Source organism: Prodigiosinella confusarubida, assembly GCF_002847015.1.
Taxonomy (GTDB): Bacteria; Pseudomonadota; Gammaproteobacteria; order Enterobacterales; family Enterobacteriaceae; genus Prodigiosinella; species Prodigiosinella aquatilis.
Map to the genome: position 1 here is coordinate 1 of NZ_CP025085.1, position 21,615 is coordinate 21,615.

Here is a 21,615-nt window from a genome sequence, read left to right on the forward strand (position 1 = left end):
AGGATGCAGATTAATTACCCGCGTTTGTCGGGGCTGGTCATCCTGATGAAAATAATTACCCAATCATGATTTGCTGAAAAATCGTGATGGCTGAGTATCACCCTATGAATCAGCGAGCCGTATCTCCAAATGTGACTGATTAACGACTCGCGATTTTAATACTATCCAATGTAATCAAGTAAGTTAAAGGAATAATGGTTATGTCAAATAACATCCGTATAGAAGAAGATCTGCTAGGTACTCGTGAAGTTCCTGCTAATGCGTATTATGGGATCCACACACTTCGGGCTATTGAAAACTTTTATATTAGCGACAACACAATCAGCGATATTCCAGAATTTGTGCGCGCCATGGTGATGGTGAAAAAAGCGGCAGCATTGGCAAACCAGGAATTGAAAACTATTCCACGAAAAATTGCCGACACAATTATTCAAGCCTGTGATGAAGTACTGAATAATGGCAAATGCCTGGATCAGTTTCCTGTCGATGTCTATCAAGGCGGTGCGGGAACATCAGTAAATATGAACACCAATGAAGTGCTGGCGAACATTGGTCTGGAGTTGATGGGGCATAAAAAAGGCGAATATCAGTACCTCAATCCGAACGACCATCTGAACAAATGCCAGTCCACCAACGATGCCTACCCGACCGGCTTTCGCATCGCGGTGTACAGCTCCATCCTGAAACTGGTGGAAGCGATCACTCAACTGGGTCAAGGGTTTGAGCGTAAAGCCAAAGAATTTGAAACTATCCTGAAAATGGGCCGTACCCAGTTACAGGATGCGGTTCCGATGACACTGGGCCAGGAATTCCATGCTTTCAACATCCTGCTGAAAGAAGAAAACAAAAACTTGCTGCGTACCGCAGAACTGCTGCTGGAAGTAAATCTGGGCGCAACGGCCATCGGTACACGTTTGAACACCCCTGATGAGTACCAGCACCTGGCGGTACAACATCTGGCGAAAGTCAGCGGATTACCCTGTGTCCCTGCCGAAGATCTGATCGAAGCAACGTCCGACTGCGGTGCCTATGTGATGGTTCACAGCGCACTCAAACGTCTCGCCGTAAAACTGTCGAAAATCTGTAATGACTTGCGTCTACTCTCTTCCGGTCCACGCGCCGGTCTGAACGAAATCAATCTGCCAGAGTTGCAGGCCGGTTCTTCCATTATGCCCGCCAAGGTTAACCCGGTAGTGCCGGAAGTCGTGAATCAGGTGTGCTTCAAAGTTATTGGTAATGACACTTGCGTGACGATGGCGGCAGAAGCGGGTCAGCTACAGTTAAACGTCATGGAGCCGGTTATTGGCCAAGCCATGTTTGAATCCATCAAGATTCTGTCGAATGCGTGCTGTAACTTGCTGGAAAAATGCGTCAACGGCATTACTGCCAATAAGAGCGTGTGCGAAGCATATGTCTTCAACTCTATCGGTATCGTGACGTACCTGAACCCGTTCATCGGCCATCATAACGGCGATATCGTCGGGAAAATCTGCGCCGAAACCGGTAAGAGCGTACGCGAAGTGGTACTAGAACGCGGCTTGTTAACCGAAAGCGAACTGGATGATATCTTCTCTATCCAAAACTTGATGCATCCGGCCTATAAGGCGAAACGCTGCACCGACGAAAAAGAATCCGTTTAACTGCCTTTTCTTAATCACCACGGCTGGCACAGGGGTATTCCATTCCTGTGCCTTTACTAAAAAATAAAAAACCATAAAAATCAAAATAATATCTATATACCCAATAAATTTCGAGTTGCAGGAAGGTGGCAAGTAAAGAAATCCCGATGCATTTACCAAGGTAAGTAATTCGAGTGACAAATCTGCCAAGAACAGAGTTAAACACTGCTTCCAGCGGCCTCGAAGAGGCAAAACCCAGGGATAGGCCAAGTAATTGAGTGATACCAACGCACCTGCAACTTGAAAGATCACGGGTATATTAAATTGTTTTAAGGAGCATTGTATGCTGGTCTTGGAACTCATTGTCGTGCTGCTTGCCATCTACCTGGGCGCACGCCTTGGTGGTATTGGCATCGGTTTTGCCGGAGGACTGGGAGTCTTGATTCTTACTCTTGGCTTTCACATAAAACCGGGCGCGATCCCTTTTGATGTCATCGAAATTATCATGTCCGTTATCGCCGCTATCGCCGCCATGCAAGTGGCAGGCGGCATGGATTATCTTGTCAGTCTGGCTGAAAAACTGCTGCGTCGTCAGCCTAAGTACGTTACCTTTCTGGCCCCGCTGGTAACCTATTTCATGACACTGCTGGCCGGTACGGGGCATACCGCGTTCTCTACGCTGCCAGTGATTGCAGAAGTGGCGAAAGAACAAGGAATAAGGCCTTCGCGTCCACTGTCGATTGCCGTTGTCGCTTCTCAGGTGGCGATTACCGCCTCACCTATTTCAGCGGCTGTCGTGTTTGTCGCCGGGATCCTGGAGCCGCACGGTGTCAGTTATCTGATGCTGTTGGGCATTTGTATTCCCACCACACTGGCCGCCGTCTTGCTGACCGCCATCGTCACCAACTTTTTGGGTAAAGAGCTGAAAGATGATGAGGTTTATCTGGAACGGTTGAAAAAGCACGAAGTGACGCTACGCAGCACAAGCAAACTGGAGATACAACCCGGTGCAAAACTGTCTGTACTGTTATTCCTGCTCGGCATTATCGCCGTTGTGTTTTATGCCACGGCGATCAGCGATACCGTCAAGCTGATTGCTCATCCTGTATTACCACGGAATGAAGCAATCGTAGTGTTCATGCTGACGATCGCCACGCTTATCTGCATCACCTGTAAAATTGATACCAGCAGAGTGCTGTCAGCCAGTACATTCAAATCAGGGATGAGTGCGTGTGTCTGCGTGATGGGTGTCGCCTGGCTGGGTGATACCTTCGTCAAAGCGCATATCACCGATATTCAGGAAACAGCGGGAACACTCTTGCAAAGCTACCCGTGGATGCTGGCTATCGTATTGTTTTTTGCCTCCATGCTGCTCTATTCGCAGGCTGCAACAGCCAAAGCATTGATGCCTGCCGCATTGCTGCTTGGCGTCTCTCCTGTAACAGCGGTCGCGTCGTTCGCTGCGGTATCCGCTCTGTTCGTCTTACCAACCTACCCGACCTTGCTGGCCGCCGTAGAAATGGATGACACAGGATCAACCCGCATCGGGAAATATGTGTTTAATCATTCGTTCATTATTCCGGGCGTGCTGACAATTACGCTCTCGGTCATCTTTGGGTTTATTCTCGGCAATATCCTGCTGTAGCCCGTGGAGGAGTGATCATTCGATACCTGTTGCATTGATTAAGTTCGCTTTCAACGCGCTAAAGACGTCACATGAAAAGCCAGAAAATAAACTGGCTTTTCATGCCGACAGAAGACATTAAAACAAGCTTTCTGTGCCGCTCAGTTGCCAATTACCCCCCCCCCCCGAAAACCAAGACAACCACAGCTTTAGTAAATAAATTTAATCACAGTAAAATAGATTCAAAATAATCCGCCAAATGACATCAGGCCGGATAACTAATGGCCAATATCGTGCATAAAGCGCTACACATTAGTAATAAAAAATAGTACATCTGGCAAAGTATCCTGACCATCCATTTCCCAAGTATCAAGCGCTATTGAATAATTACGTTTCTCATTATATTCATAATAAGACACCGGCATTGCTTAATTATTACATTGCTTACTATATTCATAGTAATACATCTGAAATTATTATATTTGTTATTATGTCACTCTGAAAGAACCCACCATTATTTAAGCCATTATCTTGATAACATTATGATTATTTACAGAATTCATTCTAATTGTGATTATACAGACTGAACAGGATCTCATATGCCACATATTTTATTAACCTAACCAATACAAATAATGCATTAAACGGTATTTATTAAAAAAAAAGAACAATATTCCATAATATTAAAAAACAAGTTCAAGTTAAAAAAACAAACATTTGTATATAAACAAAACTAGAATCCAAAGCAAACATACACTATAAATAAACTTACCATTAAAGAAGTACTCAATAGACTACGTGAATTTACTTCAGCGTTTATACGACAGAGTATGTAGAGAGACAGATAATTTATCGATGTCACAAACAATCCATTAAATTAAGGAATAAACACTATGAAAGAAAATATAGGGCGATGGAATCGCCGCTTGTGTTATACCGCGACCTTATTTCTAGCCATGGCTGGGGCTGCTCATGCAAGTACCGTAAATATTAATACCGATGTCGGGTATCAAGTTGTTCGAGGCTTTGGCGGTATGAATGGACCGGGTTGGATTAATGACCTAACAACAGCGCAAGTTAACACCGCATTCGGTAATGATTCCGGCCAAATGGGATTATCCATTATGCGGATGCGAATTGATCCAGACTCCAGCCACTGGAACTTACAGGTTGCTAGTGCAAGTAAAGCTTATGCTCTTGGCGCAACGCTGATGGCAACGCCCTGGAGCCCGCCAGCCTATATGAAAAGTAATAACAGTCTGATCAATGGAGGAACGTTACTTCCTTCCTATTATTATAGTTACACCACTCATCTGCTCAATTTTGCCAGTTATATGAAAACCAATGGTGCGCCACTCTATGCCATTTCAATACAGAATGAGCCTGACTGGCAACCAGCTTATGAATCCTGTGAATGGAGCGGTGATGATTTTAAAAATTATATCAAATCACAAGGCTCAAGATTTGGCTCTCTCAACGTCATTATTGCGGAGTCGCTAAATTTTAATCATTCACTAACCGATCCAGTATTAAACGACAGTACGGCGTCTCAGTATGTGTCGATCATAGGGGGACATCTCTATGGTACGACGCCAACAGCCTATCCCTTAGCTCGCAACGCCGGTAAACAAGTGTGGATGACTGAGCATTTGATTGACGAAAAGCAATCTGGCAATGACTGGACATCTGCGCTAAATGTCGCAAACGAACTGCATAACAGTATGGTTGCCAACTTTAATGCTTATGTTTGGTGGTACATTCGCCGTTCTTATGGCCTGATGACTGAAGATGGCAATATAAGTAAACGTGGTTATGTCATGTCACAATATGCCAAGTTTGTTCGTCCTGGATTTCAGCGTATTCAGGCAACTGAAAATCCACAATCCAACGTTCATTTGACCGCTTATAAGGGAGCATCTAACGATAAATTGGTTATCGTTGCTGTCAACACCAACGACTCAAACCAAAGCCTCACGCTGAATATTACAAACTCAAATGTAAGTGCACTCAAGAAATATAGCACTTCAGCAACGCTTAATGTCGGCTATGGCGGTAATACCCCGTTAAGTAGTGGTAAAGCCACATTATGGTTGAACCCCAAAAGCGTCACAACGTTTGTCAGTGATTAACATGTTGGCGTTAACGTGAAGACGTGAAAGTGGGCTATTGATAGGCGTTCACCAACATGGTCAACACTGAGCAAGTGTTTCAGGTAACACAACGCTTTTGCAAATTACCGACATTTCAAACATTGCCGCCGATATGATGATTGACTGGCGGCACATAAATTAAGAATTCAATAGCGAACGGCTCATGCGGGAAATGCGCGGGCCACTAACTACAGCTGCCAGCGCGGCAAAGGTACCTGCGGCAATCAGCGAAACGTGAGTGCCTTGCCCGCCAAACTGGTTGAACATTAACGCCACCAGAGCCGCCCCCATCGTTTGTCCGACCAGACGTGCGGTGCCCAACATGCCGCTGGCACCGCCGCTACGATGGCGGGGAGCAGCGCTGATAATGGTGTGGTTATTCGGCGACTGAAACAGCCCGAAGCCAACACCGCACAATATCATACGCAAACAGATATCCAGATAACCCGGCGCGGCAGGCAACCAAGCCAGCGAAAAGAGCCCCAGCGAGAACAACGTCAGGCCGATGGTACACAATATTCCCGCATTGACACGCTCCAGCAACCTGCCCGCCAACGGCGCCGTCACCATAATCGCCAGTGGCCAGGGCGTCAGCAATAAACCGGTTTCAATTTCACTCAGTCCCAGCGTATTCTGAAAATAGAATGGAATCGACACCATCGCCAGCATCTGCGCACAAAAAGAGCTGATTGAGGTACCCATCGACAGCGCAAACACCGGGATCCGTAGCAGGTCCACCGGCAACAGCGGGTACGTCTGGCTCAACTGACGTCGGAAGAAATAAAGCCCGACCAACAGTGTCAGTATCAGTTCTCCCAGCACCAGCCACAGATTCTGATTATGAGCAAAGCCACCCAACGCGATAAAGAATAGACCAAAAGTCAAGGCGTTAAGCAGGGCGCTCGGTGTGTCGAAACGCGACGAGCGCCGCCCTTCATTGCACGGCAGAAAACGCCACCCTAATATCAGAGCTACGATGCCGAACGGCACGTTAATAGCAAACAGCCACTGCCACGACGCTATGCCCAAAATGCCTGCCGCAATGGTCGGCCCAGCAGCACTGGCCACCGCCACCACCAGAGAATTGATCGCAATGCCTCGCCCTAAGCGGTCCTTGGGGTAAATCAGCCGGACCAGCGCGATATTGACACTCATCAGTGCCGCCGCCGCCAGCCCTTGCAGGATTCGCGCCAGCGTCAGCGTCGTCAGTGAATCCGACAGTGAACACACCAGCGACATCAGGGTAAACAACACCAGCCCCACCATATAGATACGGCGATAACCAATGATATCGCCGAGCGATGAAAACGGTAGCAACGTCATGGTGATTGCCAGTTGATAGGCATTAATCACCCAGATCGAAGACGCTGGGCTGGCATTAAAATCAGCGGCGATAGTGGGCAACGCCACGTTGACGATCGCCCCGTCCAGCACCGCCATGGTGATACCGAAAGCAATAGTGAGAATGGCGCCAATCCGCATTGGCATCGGTAATCCGTCGCCTATGGACACCGCCACCTGACTGGAAAAAACAGATTTCAAGATAAGATCCGAATACGAAAGGAGTGAAGTACGAGCCCGGTTATTCGCCGCACGTTTTTTATCTTTGTTACCCTACTGTGTTTAACTGGGAAGCGCAATCATCCGCATGTGGAGGATAATCAATAAGCACGCAGGGCTAATCATACGGTTGGTGTCGTTAACTATCCACCAGTGCCGTACTGTGACTTCATCAGTGATCAATCCGCACGACATCCTACTGGCTAGCCCGACGCGAGATCTTCCTGCATAGTGACAAAAAACAACACGAGGTTTAGCGTTTCTCTGAATCTTAGCCTCGATTATGCGTCGCCCCGTTAAAACTGCCTATATTCTATTTTCTACTTAAAACTCATTGAAATATTCTTATCGCTTTCTTTATGCCCCGCTGAATAACAATTACTGGCCGCTGAGTAGAATGGAATAAGCGTTACCGCCTTGATCTTTTTTTTGCGGGAACAGCCCCAGGAATTGCTGATGTTGTATTCACACATATAGCGCTTATGTGCCAACACAGTTTCTTGACCTGATCATGCACACTACATCAGTCTGGGCGATCTGTCTGAAATGTGGTGGATTAAGGGCTTATTGCTTGTTTAAGTAACGTGTTGTGGAGGGAAATATGAGGAAAAATACCGGACTTGCTATTTTCGCTGCCGGAGCGCTGTTTGCAGCAGGATTCAGTGCATCAGCTTTCGCCGGACCACCTGGTCCTGGTCCTGGTCCGTGGCTAGGGCCTGGTTGGTGGGGACCGAGGTGGTATCCGGGACCTGTCGTCGTCGTCAGGCCGGACCCAGGGCCAAGAGTGATTTATGCTCCGCCACCGCAGCCTCAGGTATGGGTTGAAAAAACACCGACGTACCATTATTACTGTCGCCATCCGACCGGGTATTACCCAAAAATCGCTCGTTGCCCCAGTGGGTGGATGAAAGTGGTGTCTGATAAACCGTAATACCAATGAAGTCTCATCAGGAAGGGGAAAGGACTAGCGAATGAAAAAGAATTGTGCAGTAGTCGGCATCGTACTACTTACGAGCGCCGAACTGACGGGGTGCGTATCCACACCTACAGCACCAACGGTGATGTCCTTGCCCGGTAATGGCAAAAGTTACGAGCAATTCCAGGCTGACGACGCCGTCTGTAAGAATACGGCCTATCGTTCGCTCAATGGTGAGGCAAACACCGCCAACAATCAAAGTATAGGCACTGCCGCCGCTGGCGCAGCTATTGGTACTGCAGCAGGAGCGCTATTGGGAGCAGCAAGCGGAGCACCGAGAGGTACAGCCAATGGTGTGGCAGTAGGCGCAGCCAGTGGCTTGCTGATAGGATCAGCGATCGCCGGTGGCAACGGTGAGCGTACCCAGAGCACCTTGCAGGATCAGTTTGATACTATCTATATGCAATGCATGTACGCGAAGGGAGAAAAAATTCCGCAAGCGTATTCCTGGGATCAGCCTTCCAACACATCAGACGTGCCACCAGACTATAACAGTAGTGAGTATGACAATAGCGCATCAGCGGTACCACCAGATTATCATCCACAGTAGTTTCACGTATGAACGCAGCTAAGAACATGGGCGCATTCATTCAGGGGTATGACGCGATTAAAGCAGCAACACAGGCCACAGTGCTGATTATTCATCATTCCGGTAAAGATCAGGACAAAGGGGCGCGGGGCTCCAGCGCCTTCCGTGCCTCGCTGGACGTGGAATTTAACGTCAGCCGTGAAGGTGATGACGGCGCGTTGATCCTCAGTCGCACCAAGATGAAGGAAGCGGAATAACTGCCGCGTCGCGCCTATGACCTGAATGCTATCGATCTGTACGTGGATGATGATGGCGATCAGATCACCTCGCTGGCGCTGAACGATGAAGGCCGTAGGATGCTGCTGCCAGCAACCCCGATTTAGCGGGCATTTCGCAGCTGACGGAAAATCGCTTTCCCCCACTTCCCACGCATATATAGGCGAGAAGTGGGGGAAACTTTATGATCGCTTGCCTTGGTCACTCACCGTTTTATGGTTGCCTTCTGCCTGGAGGACGAATTGTTTCAAGACATTCCTCAATGTCCTATTTACGATGCAGTTCTTGTAACCGACCACACTGCTGCCGCATACCATCAAACACACATTCCGCAAGCTCTGGTGGAAACGACTCCGGCAACAACGCAGATACACGTTCAATAACCTCAGGTGTTCTGGATATAATTTCATCCATCATGGATTCAACCTGTACTCTGCCCAGACCGGTTAATTCACCCTGCTTGATCCAATGCCGCCGTTGAATTCTGTGCAGGTGGTAATAATTACTGCTACCGCGAACTGCCATTGCCAGTTTGCACTTCTGCCAGGAAATATGGTTATTATCAGGACCAATGACTGGCCATACCGATAAAACATCATAAAGAGGCGTAAGGTGATAATGACCTTGTGGCTCAATAGCGATACTGAAATTTTTGGCATGTCCATCAGTGGCCGCTATCAGCCAGAAAATAATTTGCGCCATGAAGAACAACGCTTTGTCCCGTTCAGCCTGGTCTGAATGACTCAGTATGGCCATAATATCGGAAATACTCGGCCCACCATCAGACTGGTATTTTCGTAGTGGAGAAACACCCAGAGCTTGACACATATCCTCTTGTGGCAAGCGAACGATCCATTGCCGATCGCCCGACCATCTCCTGTCAAAACGCTCAACAACCAGTGCCTTCTGCTCTTCAAACTGCGCAATCCGCGTTTTTGCAACCGGGACCCCATACGCCTCAAGAATCAAAGAACATAGCCATTCATTTTCAACCGACGTGCTCATATTCGCTTGCATATTACCAACCAGCCCGAGTGGTAACTTGAAAATATGCGTCGTTGGGGTACTGCCTTCTGGCAAACACCATTGTTCTTCATGCCACAGTAAAGCCGTTTTTTCCTGCGCACCGGCAATTGATAAGCGCAAATCATCAGTATCGCCCTGCCGACCAGGCAATAAAGCTGCCGTGATATTACGCAATCTTGCGGCTATCTCTGCTTCAGAAAGCGGGCGATGGTTTATGGAGAATAAATCCGTGGGCTCTTCATCAACATTCAGTAACTGTATTGCGCCAACACAGTCTTTTCCCAACTCAGCCAGCAGATCAAAAGGCTCAAGACTTGCTGCTTGGTAACGCATTGCCAAACGCCTGCGAATGCCTTCGCTGTCAGGCAATAAATTATCAAAATAGTCACGTACTACGTTGCCGCGCCAAAGCTGATTACCGGGGGTGAAAAGCAAAGAGAGCGATAAAGGTCTTCCCTGTTCATCAGCAATCCATTCCGGAAGATATTGCAACCTATCTTCACCTCTGGCCTTTCCCCAGAATCCAACCTGGATCCCGTTCATCCATATCGCTAAACGCTGTTGTGTACGACGCATATCATCACCATTTTTCCCGTCGGGTAGGGGAATCTATTGGCTTTTCTCCCCCTTCCATGGTTGAAGATGACGCAGAGAAGAGCTCCCTTGGTTCAGAAGAGAGCACCACTTCAACCCCCAGTACAGTAAACACCTTAAACAAGCGCTCAATGCTGGCACTTCCAGGGTTTGCTTCCAGACGGGCATAGGTTTGCTGTGTTACACCTAGCCTTTCAGACACGTCTTTTTGCGTCAGTCCATTAGCTTTGCGAAAGCCAATCAGCAATGGACGCAGCTGATTCAAGGTTTTCAATGGATAAACAGTATTCATAAGGCACTTACCATTGTTTTAGATGCTTATACATACTATAAGCTGTTTTTTAAAAAACACACCCTATAAGCTGTAAACACAAAATACATCAAATAAGCTGTAAAATGATAAAACAGCTTATATGCTGTAAAAAGGTAAGATTCTAATGATGGAAAACGATCTGGCGGAAATGATACTTGGGTATAATGAGCAGCAGGAAAATCATCTACATACGAAAAATGAGCGTCAGCCCCTCCCAAAAAGGGGCTGGCGCGGCGCTTAATACATATGCTTTTGATACAGGATACGCCCCTGTATTTCTATCGATTATGCTTGCTTCAGTCTGACGATAAACGCCTGCATATCAGCGGGATTTACAACACGCCCAGCATCAACATCGGCAAGTCCCTGTAAGACTCTCTGATGACGCTGTTCTGCCTTTTCAATCAGAGAAGTAAGCGCTACAGTTGATTTTTTCGTTTTTTTCATCGCTAAGTCCCTAATGAATCAAGTATTTTTAAACTCATACGGCACCACACACTCTTCCTGATTAGCATCCAGATAATCCGCCCACCATTGCAGCATTACAGGCCATGCGCGTCCGCGAGTTTATAGGCTTTCTCGCGGAGCTTGGCGGTGCGGGCAACAATGTCAGTCAGCACCATAATTTGGAGGGACAACTTATAATCGAAATGAATTGCTCCTCACCTTGCTCCCCAAATCATCTGGATGTCAATGGACGAAGAAAGACCACTGTGGATAAAACAGACAAAATAACAGAGAGGGAAATGAAATTAAAATCTTTATTTTACAGATAGATATTGACGTTACTGGACGATTACGGACATAAAAAAAGCCACCCGAAGGTGACTTAATTTTCATACAATGGTGCGAAGGCTGTACTCGTTCATTGGTGCGTGACGACATGCGGGCAATGGGCTTTGATGTGAACAAGAAGTTCACACGCTGGCTGGACAAGCTGGAAAAAGATGGCCTGATCGCCTTTGAGGGGGAACGGATTACGCCGTTATCACAACGGAATAAGGTGGGGGAAGCCGTGATCCCTGAGTAAGTGGGGGGGATGGTTTGCTAATGTTTTACTCTGCCGACACACTCTAAATATAACATTTGAGTTATTATAACCTATGAGTTATATTCCCCATTAAGAAGGGGACTGACATGTATGAATTGATTTTTCACCCCGAAGCTGCAAACGAAATTTATGGCCTCGAACCTGTTATGCAGGCAAAAGCGCTTAAAGGGCTTGAAAAACTTGAAGCTAAAGGGCCCGAGCTAAGATATCCAGACACGGATATCATTGAAGCTGGATTATTTGAGCTACGGGTTGGTAGAAAAGACATAAGCAGAACGTTTTTTGCTTACGCAAAAGGACGTAAGATCTATATTTTAAGGACGTTCGTAAAGAAAACCCCTAAGACCCCGAAAGCTGAAATAGCGCTGGCAAAGTCAAGATGGGAGGAACTGAAAGATGGCAGTTAAAGGTATCAACTTCTCTGAAGTTAAAGAGAAAGCGCTTTCTAATCATGAAGTTAAAAAAGCGTATGAGGACGAAACTCAAGAAGAAGCGCTTCGCGCTGTTCTGATCGAAATGAAGTCCAAATCAGGTCTGACAAGTACAGAGATCGCAGCTCGCATGGGTGTAAGCCAACCTGCGGTGAGCCGCCTTGAGAGAAATGTTTCCAGTGCCAGTATCTCAACCTTACAACGATATGCCGCTGCTTGCGGGATGCAACTTAAGCTGTCACTGGGTTAAGATTAGCGCGGTATCCACACGCCGGATTTTGAGCAGGCCTGCCGGTTAGCATCGGTGCTACACGTTCCGGCTTGCTACTTCTTCTATACATTGGAAAACGATCTGGCAAAAATGATACTTGGGTATGATGAGCAGCAGGAAAATCATCTACATACGAAAAATGAGCGTCAGCCCCTCCCAAAAAGGGGCTGGCGCGGCGCTTAATACATATGCTTTTGGTACAGGATACGCCCCTGTATTTCTATCGATTATGCTTGCTTCAGTCTGGCGATAAACGCCTGTATATCAGCGTAATTTACAACACGCCCAGCATCAGCATCGTCAAGTCCCTGTAAGACCCTCTGATGACGCTGTTCTTCTTTAATCAGAGAAGTGAGCGCTACCGTTGGTTTTTCCGTTTTTTCATCGCTAACCCCCTAATGAATCAGATATTTTTAAACTCATACGGCACCACATACTCATCCCGATTGGCATCCAGATAATCCGCCCACCATTGCAGCATTAGCCTACGCTCATCCAGATGTTCCGCTTTGTGGATATAGGCAGCACGGACGCCGTTGCGTTCCTGATGGCTCATCTGGCGCTCTACCGCATCCCGTGACCACTGCCCAGACTCAATTAATGCGCTACAGGCCATGGTGCGGAAGCCATGTCCGCAAACTTCAGTGGTGGTGTCATAGCCCATTGCCCGCAATGCATTGTTGATGGTGTTTTCACTCATAGCATTACTTGGGCAGTGTGCTCCGGGGAAGACAAATTCATAGTTACCGCTGATCGCTTTAACTTCTTTCAACAATGCTAAAGCCTGTTTAGATAGAGGCACCAGATGTTCAGTACCCATTTTCGATCCCCGATGAGAATGCTTCACACCAGGAACTGGCTCACGTTTTGGGGGTATCGTCCACATAGCACGTTTAAAATCAAATTCCGGCCAGCGGGCATAGCGTACTCGCTGGAGCGGATAAAAACGCACAGCGTGAGTTTTAAGGCCAGTCTGGTTAACGCCCGCCCTTTGTGGCGTTCTATCCTTGCCAGAAAATCCGGCAGTTTATTCAGCTTCAGGGCTGGCCGATGAGTGGCCTTGGGCGCGGCTATCGCGCCGGAGAGGTCTTGCGCGGGGTTGCGCTCTATCAGATCATTTTGCACCGCGTAGCGCATAATATCGGTGACGCGCTGGCGCAACCGTGACGCCAAATCAAGATGGCCGTTTTGTTCCACGATTTTAAGCGGTTCAAGCAGGTCTTTAGTTTTCAGTTCGGCAATGTGGCGATGCCCGATAGCAGGCAGAATATTACGTTCCATATCACGCCATACCCGTCCGTCGTGCGTTTCTGACCACTTATTCTGGCTAACATACCAGTGCCAGTCTTTTGCTACCTTCTCAAAGGTATTCAGCGCAATCTGCGCCTGCGCTTTTTCTTCTTCGCGCTTTTCCGTTGGGTGGATGCCCTCCAACAGCAGCAATCGTATCTCATCACGCTTCTCTCGAGCCTTCGCCAGCGAGACCAGCGGATAGGCACCGAACGCAATCCGGCTTTCCTTACCTTCAAAGCGATATTTGAGATACCAGCGCTTAGAGCCGTTAGGACTCACCAAAAGATACAGGCCATGCACGTCCGCGAGTTTATAGGCTTTCTCGCGGAGCTTGGCGGTGCGGGCAACAATGTCAGTCAGCACCATAATTTGGAGGGACAACTTATAATCGAAATGAATTGCCCCTCACCTTGCTCCCCGAATCATCTGGATGTCAATGGACGAAGAAAGACCACTGTGGATAAAACAGACAATCCGCCCAGACAATAAAATCAGATTAAATCGTTATTTAACAATGATATATGGAAGCCAGTGGACGATAGCGGACATGAAAAAAGCCCCCCTAAGGTGACTTGACTTTCATACAATGGTGCGAAGGCCGGACCGAATTTTATGACGTAATTAACTGATAAATATAATTTTAAAAACCAGTTATATCATGTTGTATACTCACATATATACTCAGCTTTATTAATTTTAAAATACTATAAAAATCAATTAATTAAACTTCTTCATCGTCATCTTCAACAGGCTCCAGCACATCAAGAGCGACCTTCACCATGGCGATGGAACCTATACGGATAAAAGCATCTTCGCCGTCAGCATCGGCTATCACATAGCGTGCTGTTTTTTCCGGCCCAGATTCCAACATATCAAAGAACCCACCTAACTGGCCGAGAGCCCCTGTGTTTTCATCCTCAGGTTCATCCGATTCAACACTCAGTCCGATAACTGGGCCGCCATTTTCCAGCGTAATGCAGACATTATAATAGAAATCCTCATCCCCATGCTCATCTCCATCACCGTAAATAGGAGTAAGTGCTTCAAACAGGAACTGGTGAAATGCCACTTCGCGGGTATTTAACGCATAGCAATACTGGTCTGAATAGAACACAAAAAAGCGCTCTATCTCTGGATCTGTTTTCTCTTGAAAATAGGAAAAGAATCGACGCTTATCAGCCGCAGATATTGGTAGCCAGAGCGGGTCTTGATGCCCTCGCAGATAGAGCTTCACAGACCAGATCCCGTTATCTATTTCAATGCCATTGGCTGCAAAACGATCCAATGCTTCATCAGTTTGAGTACGATAGGTTCGGAATTCTTTCAACACTTCGTCGCCGTCAGGAAACACTGCACTTAACGGCTTATTCAATACAGCACATATCGCCTGCGCCAAGCCTAGCTTTGCGGCAACTTTACCTGTCTCTATGCGTTGAATTTGCTGCTGACTGGTTCCCACCATGTCCGCCAGCCCACGCTGAGTGATGGATAGTTGGGTACGAAGCTGTTTGATCTTATTTTGCGACATAGTGCAATACCCTACATGAGATCGGCAAATACCATTAAAACACGTAATGGTGTTATAAACACAAAATAAGGTTAAGCCGTGATCGTATTGCTGTTTCTACTGTGACAGCAAAAAGTAAGGCAGGGCTACACATTGTCGATAGCAGTAAGTGCAGTGAAGTAGAACGTCAACATACTCAAATCATCCATTGAGGTTGCTGCTCCCTACGATAAGCACCCTTTTAAAACGCGATGAGGTTTCTATTTCCAGAGAGACTGGGATCTGCGTGGACTTGCCGCTGTTATATGCTGCTGTTGCGCCAACGAAACGATAAGGTACATTTAAGCGATCCAGAACTTCAATAATCACGGCAGAAGACCCCCCTGGCGCAGCAGGCATAATGTTGCCGGTAATGCTGTTTCGACGAGCTTTGGTATATATCCCATAGCCTACCTTCAGCAACAACCCATCCTTAACCAGGCTACGTAACACTTTGCCAACTTGGCCATAGCTCCCAATATCTTTGAAGTCATCACGAGTAAAAACATAACGCTTTGAACGCTTCAGTCTGGACTGAATACAATCTTTCGTCGTCATGTACGTCTCCATGAAGATAATGGAAGAAAACCGAAATCAGCGATCTTCCCTCGTATGCCAAAGATCGACAATATAAACAGCATCATGCTGAATTTCATAGTGAACTTCATAATCATCAAACAGAATTTTTCTCACCTCGCGTGGTTCATACCTTGTCTGAGATACGCCGACTCGTGGATGGTCGGCAAGCCCTGTTGTTCCAATGATCAAGCGATCTAACACATCGTCAGCATGTTGCCGACTGTACTGACTGGCAAACCCATAGATACGTTCCAGGTCATCCTGTGCCTTTTGCGTCCAAAGTATTTCCATTGATTATGACTTTTTCAGTTTGTTGGCAAAGTCGATCACATCAGCATGGCTCACCACCTTCCCGGTATCGACATCGGCAAGACCTTTCAAAATCCGCTGATGCCGCCGTTCTCTCTCTTCAATCATTGCGGTCAACGCTTCTTTAATCACCCAACTTTTGGATCTATCCAGTTCAATAGCCAGGCTTTCAACCGCAGCAGCAAGCTCGGCGGGTATCTGAGCACTGATCGTCTGTTTAGCTGGTTGTCCCATTAGCATCACCTTTTAATAAAAGTTAATAACACTTATTAAAATAGCACGATTTTGTTAGCGTCACTACCTGTGACAAGCACAACATCAGCATCCCTGCTACGTCATGAGATCACCTCGCCGCCAACATCCCTGGATAATGCTTGGCAATAATATCGTTCATCTGATCGATCAGATCGGGGCGTTTAAAGGTGAGATGTCCGGTGCCTTTCTGAAAATAACGAATAGTGAAAAATTCATCTTCGTAAACCTGCTTGTGAGGATTATCGCGGATATGGTCCATCAGCCGAATGGTGAGATCGCCCCGATTGTCGGGAATAGGTTTGCCGTCCAACAGATACAGCATACGCTCCAAGTCGGCCAATTGATCTCGTCGCCAGCCCCAGTTCAGGCCAAAGCCCCAACGATTGTATGTGACCAAGTTGCTGATGATGATTTTCTTGCCAAAGTAACAAGGGTGATTGGTTTTGTAATCCCATGATAATCCTTTGAAGACATTGATCACTCCACGTTCAAACACCGCCTGCTTGCTCTGGTGAAGCTGCTCAAAGGTGCTAAGGATGTTGGCTTCACTGATAGTCGGCAGTTCGCCCTCATCCAGATTCTTGTGCCACTGGGTACGGGCTTCGACGTCCATCAGTGACAGCATGCCGGACTTCAACATCAGGTCACGCCAGATATTGCGATCCAGTGTGCGGGTAATAGCCTGCATCGCCTTATTCAGGGGTTCCGTCAGCCAGCAGTCATAGCGATGACCTTGTTTCAATGACCAGTCTTCAGCGCTGCCGCCACCAATGGCGGTTGTAAGCTGGGAAATCGCCTGCAACTGATAGATAAGCTGTTCTATCTTTTGCAGCGCGGTATCACGTCCGGTGACGATGCGCTCGATATTGGTCGAGCAAATGAGCTGGGTGTGTTCGGTTAAAACCTCGGGTTCAGTTTGCATAGTTTGTGTTCCGTACATAAAAGCAAACGCGCCTGCCGGGAGTGGCAGACGCAGTATGCAACGGGGAAAGGGAGAAGAAAGTCAACGAGAGTAATTCAGGAAAGCGGCTCGCAATCTTTAGGCTTTCAGCAAGCCGGTGGCGCGTCTGGCGCGCAGAATATCGACGGCAGGGGTTATACTCCGTTTACACGGACAGTTGTGAAAAGTCTAAAAACTTCTGATTTCGTCGTGGCTAACCGTAAATACCATTGACAGCCGCCAAGGGCAATCCGGTTGCGACTGGTTGTCTCGCCTTCAACGCTCAAATCCTCGTGCATACGCAGCATGCCGATAATGCCCTGACTGTCGTCATGGATCGCCCGAATACGATTGAGCAAACGAGCATTGTCTAATGACCGGGGGCTTGGCTTGTGCTCCTGCCTGGATAGTAGCCACTGGCTGACACTTCAAGGCAACGGCACATGAGACGAGGCAACGCCACGGCCTCATGTTTGAATTCCGGGCTAAACTTTCTTCTATTGGTCATAACACGCCTTGACCCCATGATGGGGCTTCTTTGACGTGCCCGTAATATCAGGGCAGAACCCCACTGAGTTACCCCCAGTTAAGAGCAACTTTGGTGATTATATTAATTTCAAGTTAGATGATTTAACTTACTTGTATTATCTGCCATAGGGTCAGAAATAAATTGATTAGTTCCCGAACTAAAATAAATAGAGAAAATGCCTTTCCCTGCTTTCAGTAACTTGCCACGGAAGGGATGGGCTGTTTATAGTCAAGAAAGGGGCACCCGCAAGCGCGCATTTTTCAAGTTAAGGCAGTAAAGTAGCTAAATTTCACCATTTCAGCACACTATTCTCTTGCATTGAGTACTCGCTGTGCAATGGGGTATTTTGTTGATATTTATACAGTATGTTAAATAAGGATTAGGTCGTTTTATGGAAGATAACAACACCTCAGCTACTCTCCAGGCCATCAGAATTCTTGAGTACTGGCACAAAGTTGAGTTCTTTGAGTCTACTGACATTAAAGATCTGGAAGATAACGCCGAAGGTGTTCTGAAGATTGATCTGGATGCTCTGCAGACCCCATCTTCACTCCCCTGGATCGATCAAAAGCAGATAAGACGAGCGGGCAAAGACTTCTCACCCTATAAGAAATATAAATACGAACTCTTTTTCGGTATTTTTGATAGAAAGGAAATATTCTCTCGAGCGAAACGCGTCTTACCTGACACTAACGACATAAACGATGAAAACCTTCGGGATGAAGGTAGAACATGTTCGATTAAATGCCTCGTCGATCAGGACGGTATTATCAATAGTGACAGTTTTGAATTCTCGACTGTGACATGGGCGCTGGGACAACTGGAAACTGGTGGGCTGGATAATCTTCGGTTCGACGCCTACGAAGAAGCGACAAAAAATCTACATAAGCGCTTCATCGACATCATTACCGTAGCAAACAATTTTAAAAAACAGCATAAATATCCTGCCGAACTGACGATATATGAAGTCATTGGCTTTTTAAAAGCGATGGCAGAATGGACCTGCTTTAGCCCCGAAAACCCCGCCCCTGCGCTTTTCATCAAATTAAAGGAAACTAGAAACAAGAAAAAAACTGACGAATCACCACGGCAGTTCAATCGAGAAGGACTGCCTAATCTCACTCAACTTACCCAGCTATTACCGTCAGCATCTGAACAATCAGCGATATCATCCCAGTCTCCGATCGGTGATATCAGCATTCTTAATAGCTTCTATATCCGTGATATTGAAATCGCCCTGCATCAGATCAAATGCAATGGGCTAGACCTTGACTCACCGTTGGGTCGTTACCTCACGGGTAGCAGAAATAAAAAGCCAGATTTATTGCAGCCTGATGGCCGTTCTATTCTGTTAGAGAAGCTCAGACTAAGTCAGTTGCCTGCCGGACGCTGGCCTTCAGACGTCAAACACAATATGAGCCTAATGCAGCAGTTTGCTATTAATACGTTAGAGCAAGAGCTGGAACTGTCAGGTCTCTATTCTGTTAATGGGCCTCCAGGCACGGGTAAAACCACCATGCTGAGGGATCTCATTGCCAACAATTTGGTGAAGCGCGCGACAGTGCTGGCTGGTCTGAAGCATGCCTCTGAAGCATTTGACGGAACCATCACAGCGGAAATAGCGGGTAAACACCACGTCATTCCCTGCCTATCATCTGAGCTCTGTGGATATGAAATGGTGGTGACATCCAGTAATAACGCGGCAGTCGAAAACATTTCCCGTGAATTACCCCAAACTAAAAGCTTAGGCAAAGCATGGCAACATATCGACTACCTAAAGCCCGTAGCTCAAAAGCTAGCCGCTACCACATGTACTATTGAACACCCTGCTCAGCATGGGGGGAAAACCTTCGAGATCACTCCCTTAACGGAGAAAACAGATTGCTGGGGTCTTATCGCAGCAGCACTGGGCAAGCAGGAAAACCGGGATATATTCGGAAATCGCGTTTTCTACCAAAATCATGAAAAGGCTATTGCTCCATCACCAGCAGACGGCTACCGCAATTTATTTACTGCAATAAAGCTTCCTGCAAACGCTTTCATAGATGCGAAGAAAGCATTCAATCAGGCGCATAAACAATATGAGCACATTATTCAGGAATTGAAGATTCTCGAGGCCCTAAGCGACCAGCAAAATGCCTGTCAGCAGTTGCAATTAAAGATTGAAAAATTACACATCCGCCAGTTACAACTCAGTGCATTTTTGGCTAAACGCTATGCTCGTACTCCGGTATGGTGGACACTGCGAATAAAAAAAATCTGCCGTGAAAAAACAATTTCCAAAGGTCTGAGTCGCAGACTGGCGGCCACACAGGCGAGTTACCGGCTCGAAGAGAAGCGCTTTCAGCAAGCTTCAACCGCACTACATGCCGAGCAAAAACGGTGTGCCCCACTTAAACAGAAGTACAACGATGTACTGTTCGCTTCGCTGGAAACAGATGTGGAAGCTCAGAATATTCAGCGAACCGCCTTTGGTCACGGTCAGGCTCTGAATGAGGCTCGTAGTCTTCTGACCATTAGGGCGCTGGATCTGCATCAGGCCTGGCTGGCGACCGCTTATAGAGAGTGCAATCTGAAGAACACGTTATTCAGTTTAATGCCTGCTATCAATGGCTCGTTAAAAAACAAACAGGCAAGTCTGACACTATGGCGACTGCTGTTTATGATAGTTCCAGTCATCTCATCGACATTTGCATCTGTGGCTCGCCAATTCAGTGCTTATGGTGCTGGTGATATTGGCTGGTTGTTTATTGATGAAGCTGGACAGGCTACACCACAGCAAGCTGCTGGAGCACTCTGGCGCGCTAAACGTGCGGTTGTCGTGGGTGATCCTTTACAAATCGAACCTGTTTTCACTATCCCCCCAGCGTTTGTAGAAGCTATTGCTAAACGAGAGTTTGGTGAAACATGGCGGGACTGGTCCCCAACCGTTCAGTCGGTTCAGAATCTGGCGGACAGGGTTAATCCTTACGGCACCATGCAGATTTCGAAAGATATCTGGCTTGGCAGTCCGCTTCGCGTCCATCGACGCTGTGATGAACCGATGTTCAGCATCGCTAATGCTATTGCCTATAACAACAAGATGCTGCATGGCCGGGATCATCTCTGGCCTCAAGATGAGTTTCTGTGGGGAAGCAGCTGCTGGTTTGACGTTTATGGTGAGACAGAAGGGAAGCATTATGTTCCAGCGCAAGGACGTCACGTGTTGACAATGCTGAGAACTTGGCTACAGCACAATAATCAAACGTTACCCGATGCCTATATCATTTCACCTTTTAAACAGGTCAAAAACCAACTGAAGGATTTTCTGCGAAAAGAGCTTCGCGGCGTAGAAGGTCTAAATCAGTGGATCAACAAGCGTATCGGCACAGTACACACCTTCCAAGGCAAGGAAGAGAAAAACGTCATTCTTGTTCTTGGTCTCTCAGAAAATAACCGAGGTGCTACAAAATGGGCCGCTAAGAAACCTAATTTGCTAAATGTCGCGATTACTCGCGCACAAAACCGTGTCTACGTCGTTGGCAGTAAAAGCATCTGGTCAGGATGCCAATATTTTGACATTGCAGATGAAAAGCTGGGAGAAGTGGCGCTACATTCTGCTTCGGCAAAACCTGCCATTGCGCTTGCCAGGGACAACATAGAACAGAAACAAGAAGATCTCTCAATTATCCAATATTGATGAGACGAAGTAACATTTAATTGCAGCATGATTTGGGTAAGGAGAGTGTCCATCGAGCAGTCCCA

Annotated in this window: 17 protein-coding genes and 5 pseudogenes; 11 read left to right on the forward strand and 11 right to left on the reverse strand. The window is 47.1% G+C overall.

Features of this window, described 5'->3' with window-relative positions; translation table 11 throughout:
• Positions 1–200 precede the first annotated feature (200 nt).
• The 3 genes from aspA (at position 201) to CWC46_RS00020 (ending at position 5,372) form a co-directional block, all read left to right on the forward strand.
• Complete coding sequence (gene aspA / locus CWC46_RS00005) at positions 201–1,640, forward strand: aspartate ammonia-lyase (RefSeq protein WP_021014250.1); 1,440 nt, start codon at positions 201–203, stop codon at positions 1,638–1,640.
• 322 nt (positions 1,641–1,962) lie between these two features.
• Entirely contained in the window at positions 1,963–3,264 is a 1,302-nt protein-coding gene (locus CWC46_RS00015; RefSeq protein WP_021014249.1) for an anaerobic C4-dicarboxylate transporter, read from the forward strand.
• Positions 3,265–4,136: 872 nt separating this feature from the next.
• Complete coding sequence (locus CWC46_RS00020) at positions 4,137–5,372, forward strand: glycoside hydrolase family 30 beta sandwich domain-containing protein (RefSeq protein WP_021014248.1); 1,236 nt, start codon at positions 4,137–4,139, stop codon at positions 5,370–5,372.
• 159 nt (positions 5,373–5,531) lie between these two features.
• Here CWC46_RS00020 and CWC46_RS00025 read toward each other — a convergent pair whose 3' ends face one another.
• Entirely contained in the window at positions 5,532–6,881 is a 1,350-nt protein-coding gene (locus CWC46_RS00025) for an MFS transporter (RefSeq protein ID WP_021014247.1), read from the reverse strand.
• A gap of 673 nt (positions 6,882–7,554) precedes the next feature.
• Here CWC46_RS00025 and CWC46_RS00030 point away from each other — a divergent pair.
• The 3 genes and pseudogenes from CWC46_RS00030 to CWC46_RS23130 all read left to right on the forward strand — a co-directional run.
• On the forward strand, positions 7,555–7,884 hold the full coding sequence (locus tag CWC46_RS00030; protein ID WP_021014246.1) for a hypothetical protein: 330 nt from the start codon (positions 7,555–7,557) through the stop codon (positions 7,882–7,884).
• Between the two features lie 40 nt (positions 7,885–7,924).
• A complete protein-coding gene (locus tag CWC46_RS00035; protein ID WP_021014245.1) occupies positions 7,925–8,479 on the forward strand; it encodes a glycine zipper family protein in 555 nt (184 codons plus the stop codon).
• An 11-nt stretch (positions 8,480–8,490) separates the two neighbouring features.
• Positions 8,491–8,835: pseudogene (locus tag CWC46_RS23130) on the forward strand (P-loop NTPase family protein); the annotation flags it as partial.
• A 166-nt stretch (positions 8,836–9,001) separates the two neighbouring features.
• Here the strand turns inward: CWC46_RS23130 and CWC46_RS00045 are convergent.
• The 3 genes from CWC46_RS00045 to CWC46_RS00055 form a co-directional block, all read right to left on the reverse strand.
• The gene (locus CWC46_RS00045) at positions 9,002–10,336 is read right to left on the reverse strand and encodes a type II toxin-antitoxin system HipA family toxin (protein ID WP_021014243.1); all 1,335 of its coding nucleotides are present in this window, start codon (positions 10,334–10,336) and stop codon (positions 9,002–9,004) included.
• 4 nt (positions 10,337–10,340) lie between these two features.
• Complete coding sequence (locus CWC46_RS00050; RefSeq protein WP_021014242.1) at positions 10,341–10,646, reverse strand: helix-turn-helix transcriptional regulator; 306 nt, start codon at positions 10,644–10,646, stop codon at positions 10,341–10,343.
• A gap of 306 nt (positions 10,647–10,952) precedes the next feature.
• Positions 10,953–11,114 carry a hypothetical protein gene (locus tag CWC46_RS00055; protein WP_021014240.1) on the reverse strand — a complete coding sequence of 54 codons (162 nt, stop codon included), beginning with the start codon at positions 11,112–11,114 and terminating at the stop codon, positions 10,953–10,955.
• A gap of 403 nt (positions 11,115–11,517) precedes the next feature.
• On the opposite strand from CWC46_RS00055, the pseudogene CWC46_RS23045 reads away from it, so the two are divergent.
• The 4 genes and pseudogenes from CWC46_RS23045 to CWC46_RS23135 form a co-directional block, all read left to right on the forward strand.
• Positions 11,518–11,697 (forward strand): annotated as a pseudogene (locus CWC46_RS23045) (hypothetical protein); the annotation flags it as partial.
• Positions 11,698–11,804: 107 nt separating this feature from the next.
• Positions 11,805–12,125 (forward strand): type II toxin-antitoxin system RelE/ParE family toxin, encoded by a 321-nt coding sequence (locus tag CWC46_RS00060; RefSeq protein ID WP_021014239.1) that lies wholly within the window; start codon positions 11,805–11,807, stop codon positions 12,123–12,125.
• A complete protein-coding gene (locus tag CWC46_RS00065; RefSeq protein ID WP_021014238.1) occupies positions 12,115–12,399 on the forward strand; it encodes a helix-turn-helix domain-containing protein in 285 nt (94 codons plus the stop codon). Before CWC46_RS00060 ends, CWC46_RS00065 begins: the two co-directional genes overlap by 11 nt.
• A 6-nt stretch (positions 12,400–12,405) precedes the next feature.
• Positions 12,406–12,603 (forward strand): annotated as a pseudogene (locus CWC46_RS23135) (hypothetical protein); the annotation flags it as partial.
• 220 nt (positions 12,604–12,823) lie between these two features.
• On the opposite strand, the pseudogene CWC46_RS00075 reads toward CWC46_RS23135, so the two are convergent.
• From CWC46_RS00075 to CWC46_RS23140, 7 genes and pseudogenes are all read right to left on the reverse strand, one after another.
• Positions 12,824–14,079 (reverse strand): annotated as a pseudogene (locus tag CWC46_RS00075) (tyrosine-type recombinase/integrase).
• Between the two features lie 355 nt (positions 14,080–14,434).
• Complete coding sequence (locus CWC46_RS00080; RefSeq protein ID WP_021014235.1) at positions 14,435–15,241, reverse strand: helix-turn-helix transcriptional regulator; 807 nt, start codon at positions 15,239–15,241, stop codon at positions 14,435–14,437.
• Positions 15,242–15,421: 180 nt separating this feature from the next.
• Positions 15,422–15,817 (reverse strand): DUF6088 family protein, encoded by a 396-nt coding sequence (locus CWC46_RS00085; RefSeq protein WP_021014234.1) that lies wholly within the window; start codon positions 15,815–15,817, stop codon positions 15,422–15,424.
• A 36-nt stretch (positions 15,818–15,853) separates the two neighbouring features.
• A complete protein-coding gene (locus CWC46_RS00090) occupies positions 15,854–16,129 on the reverse strand; it encodes a type II toxin-antitoxin system RelE/ParE family toxin (protein WP_021014233.1) in 276 nt (91 codons plus the stop codon).
• Between the two features lie 3 nt (positions 16,130–16,132).
• Entirely contained in the window at positions 16,133–16,381 is a 249-nt protein-coding gene (locus tag CWC46_RS00095) for a CopG family ribbon-helix-helix protein (protein ID WP_021014232.1), read from the reverse strand.
• A 109-nt stretch (positions 16,382–16,490) separates the two neighbouring features.
• Entirely contained in the window at positions 16,491–17,324 is an 834-nt protein-coding gene (locus tag CWC46_RS00100; RefSeq protein ID WP_021014231.1) for a DUF4942 domain-containing protein, read from the reverse strand.
• 263 nt (positions 17,325–17,587) lie between these two features.
• Positions 17,588–17,793 (reverse strand): annotated as a pseudogene (locus CWC46_RS23140) (IS3 family transposase); the annotation flags it as partial.
• Positions 17,794–18,262: 469 nt separating this feature from the next.
• Between CWC46_RS23140 and CWC46_RS00105 the strand changes: the two are divergent.
• Positions 18,263–21,550, forward strand: a complete 3,288-nt coding sequence (locus tag CWC46_RS00105; protein WP_021014230.1) for a DEAD/DEAH box helicase — start codon at positions 18,263–18,265, stop codon at positions 21,548–21,550.
• The last annotated feature ends 65 nt before the right edge of the window (positions 21,551–21,615 follow it).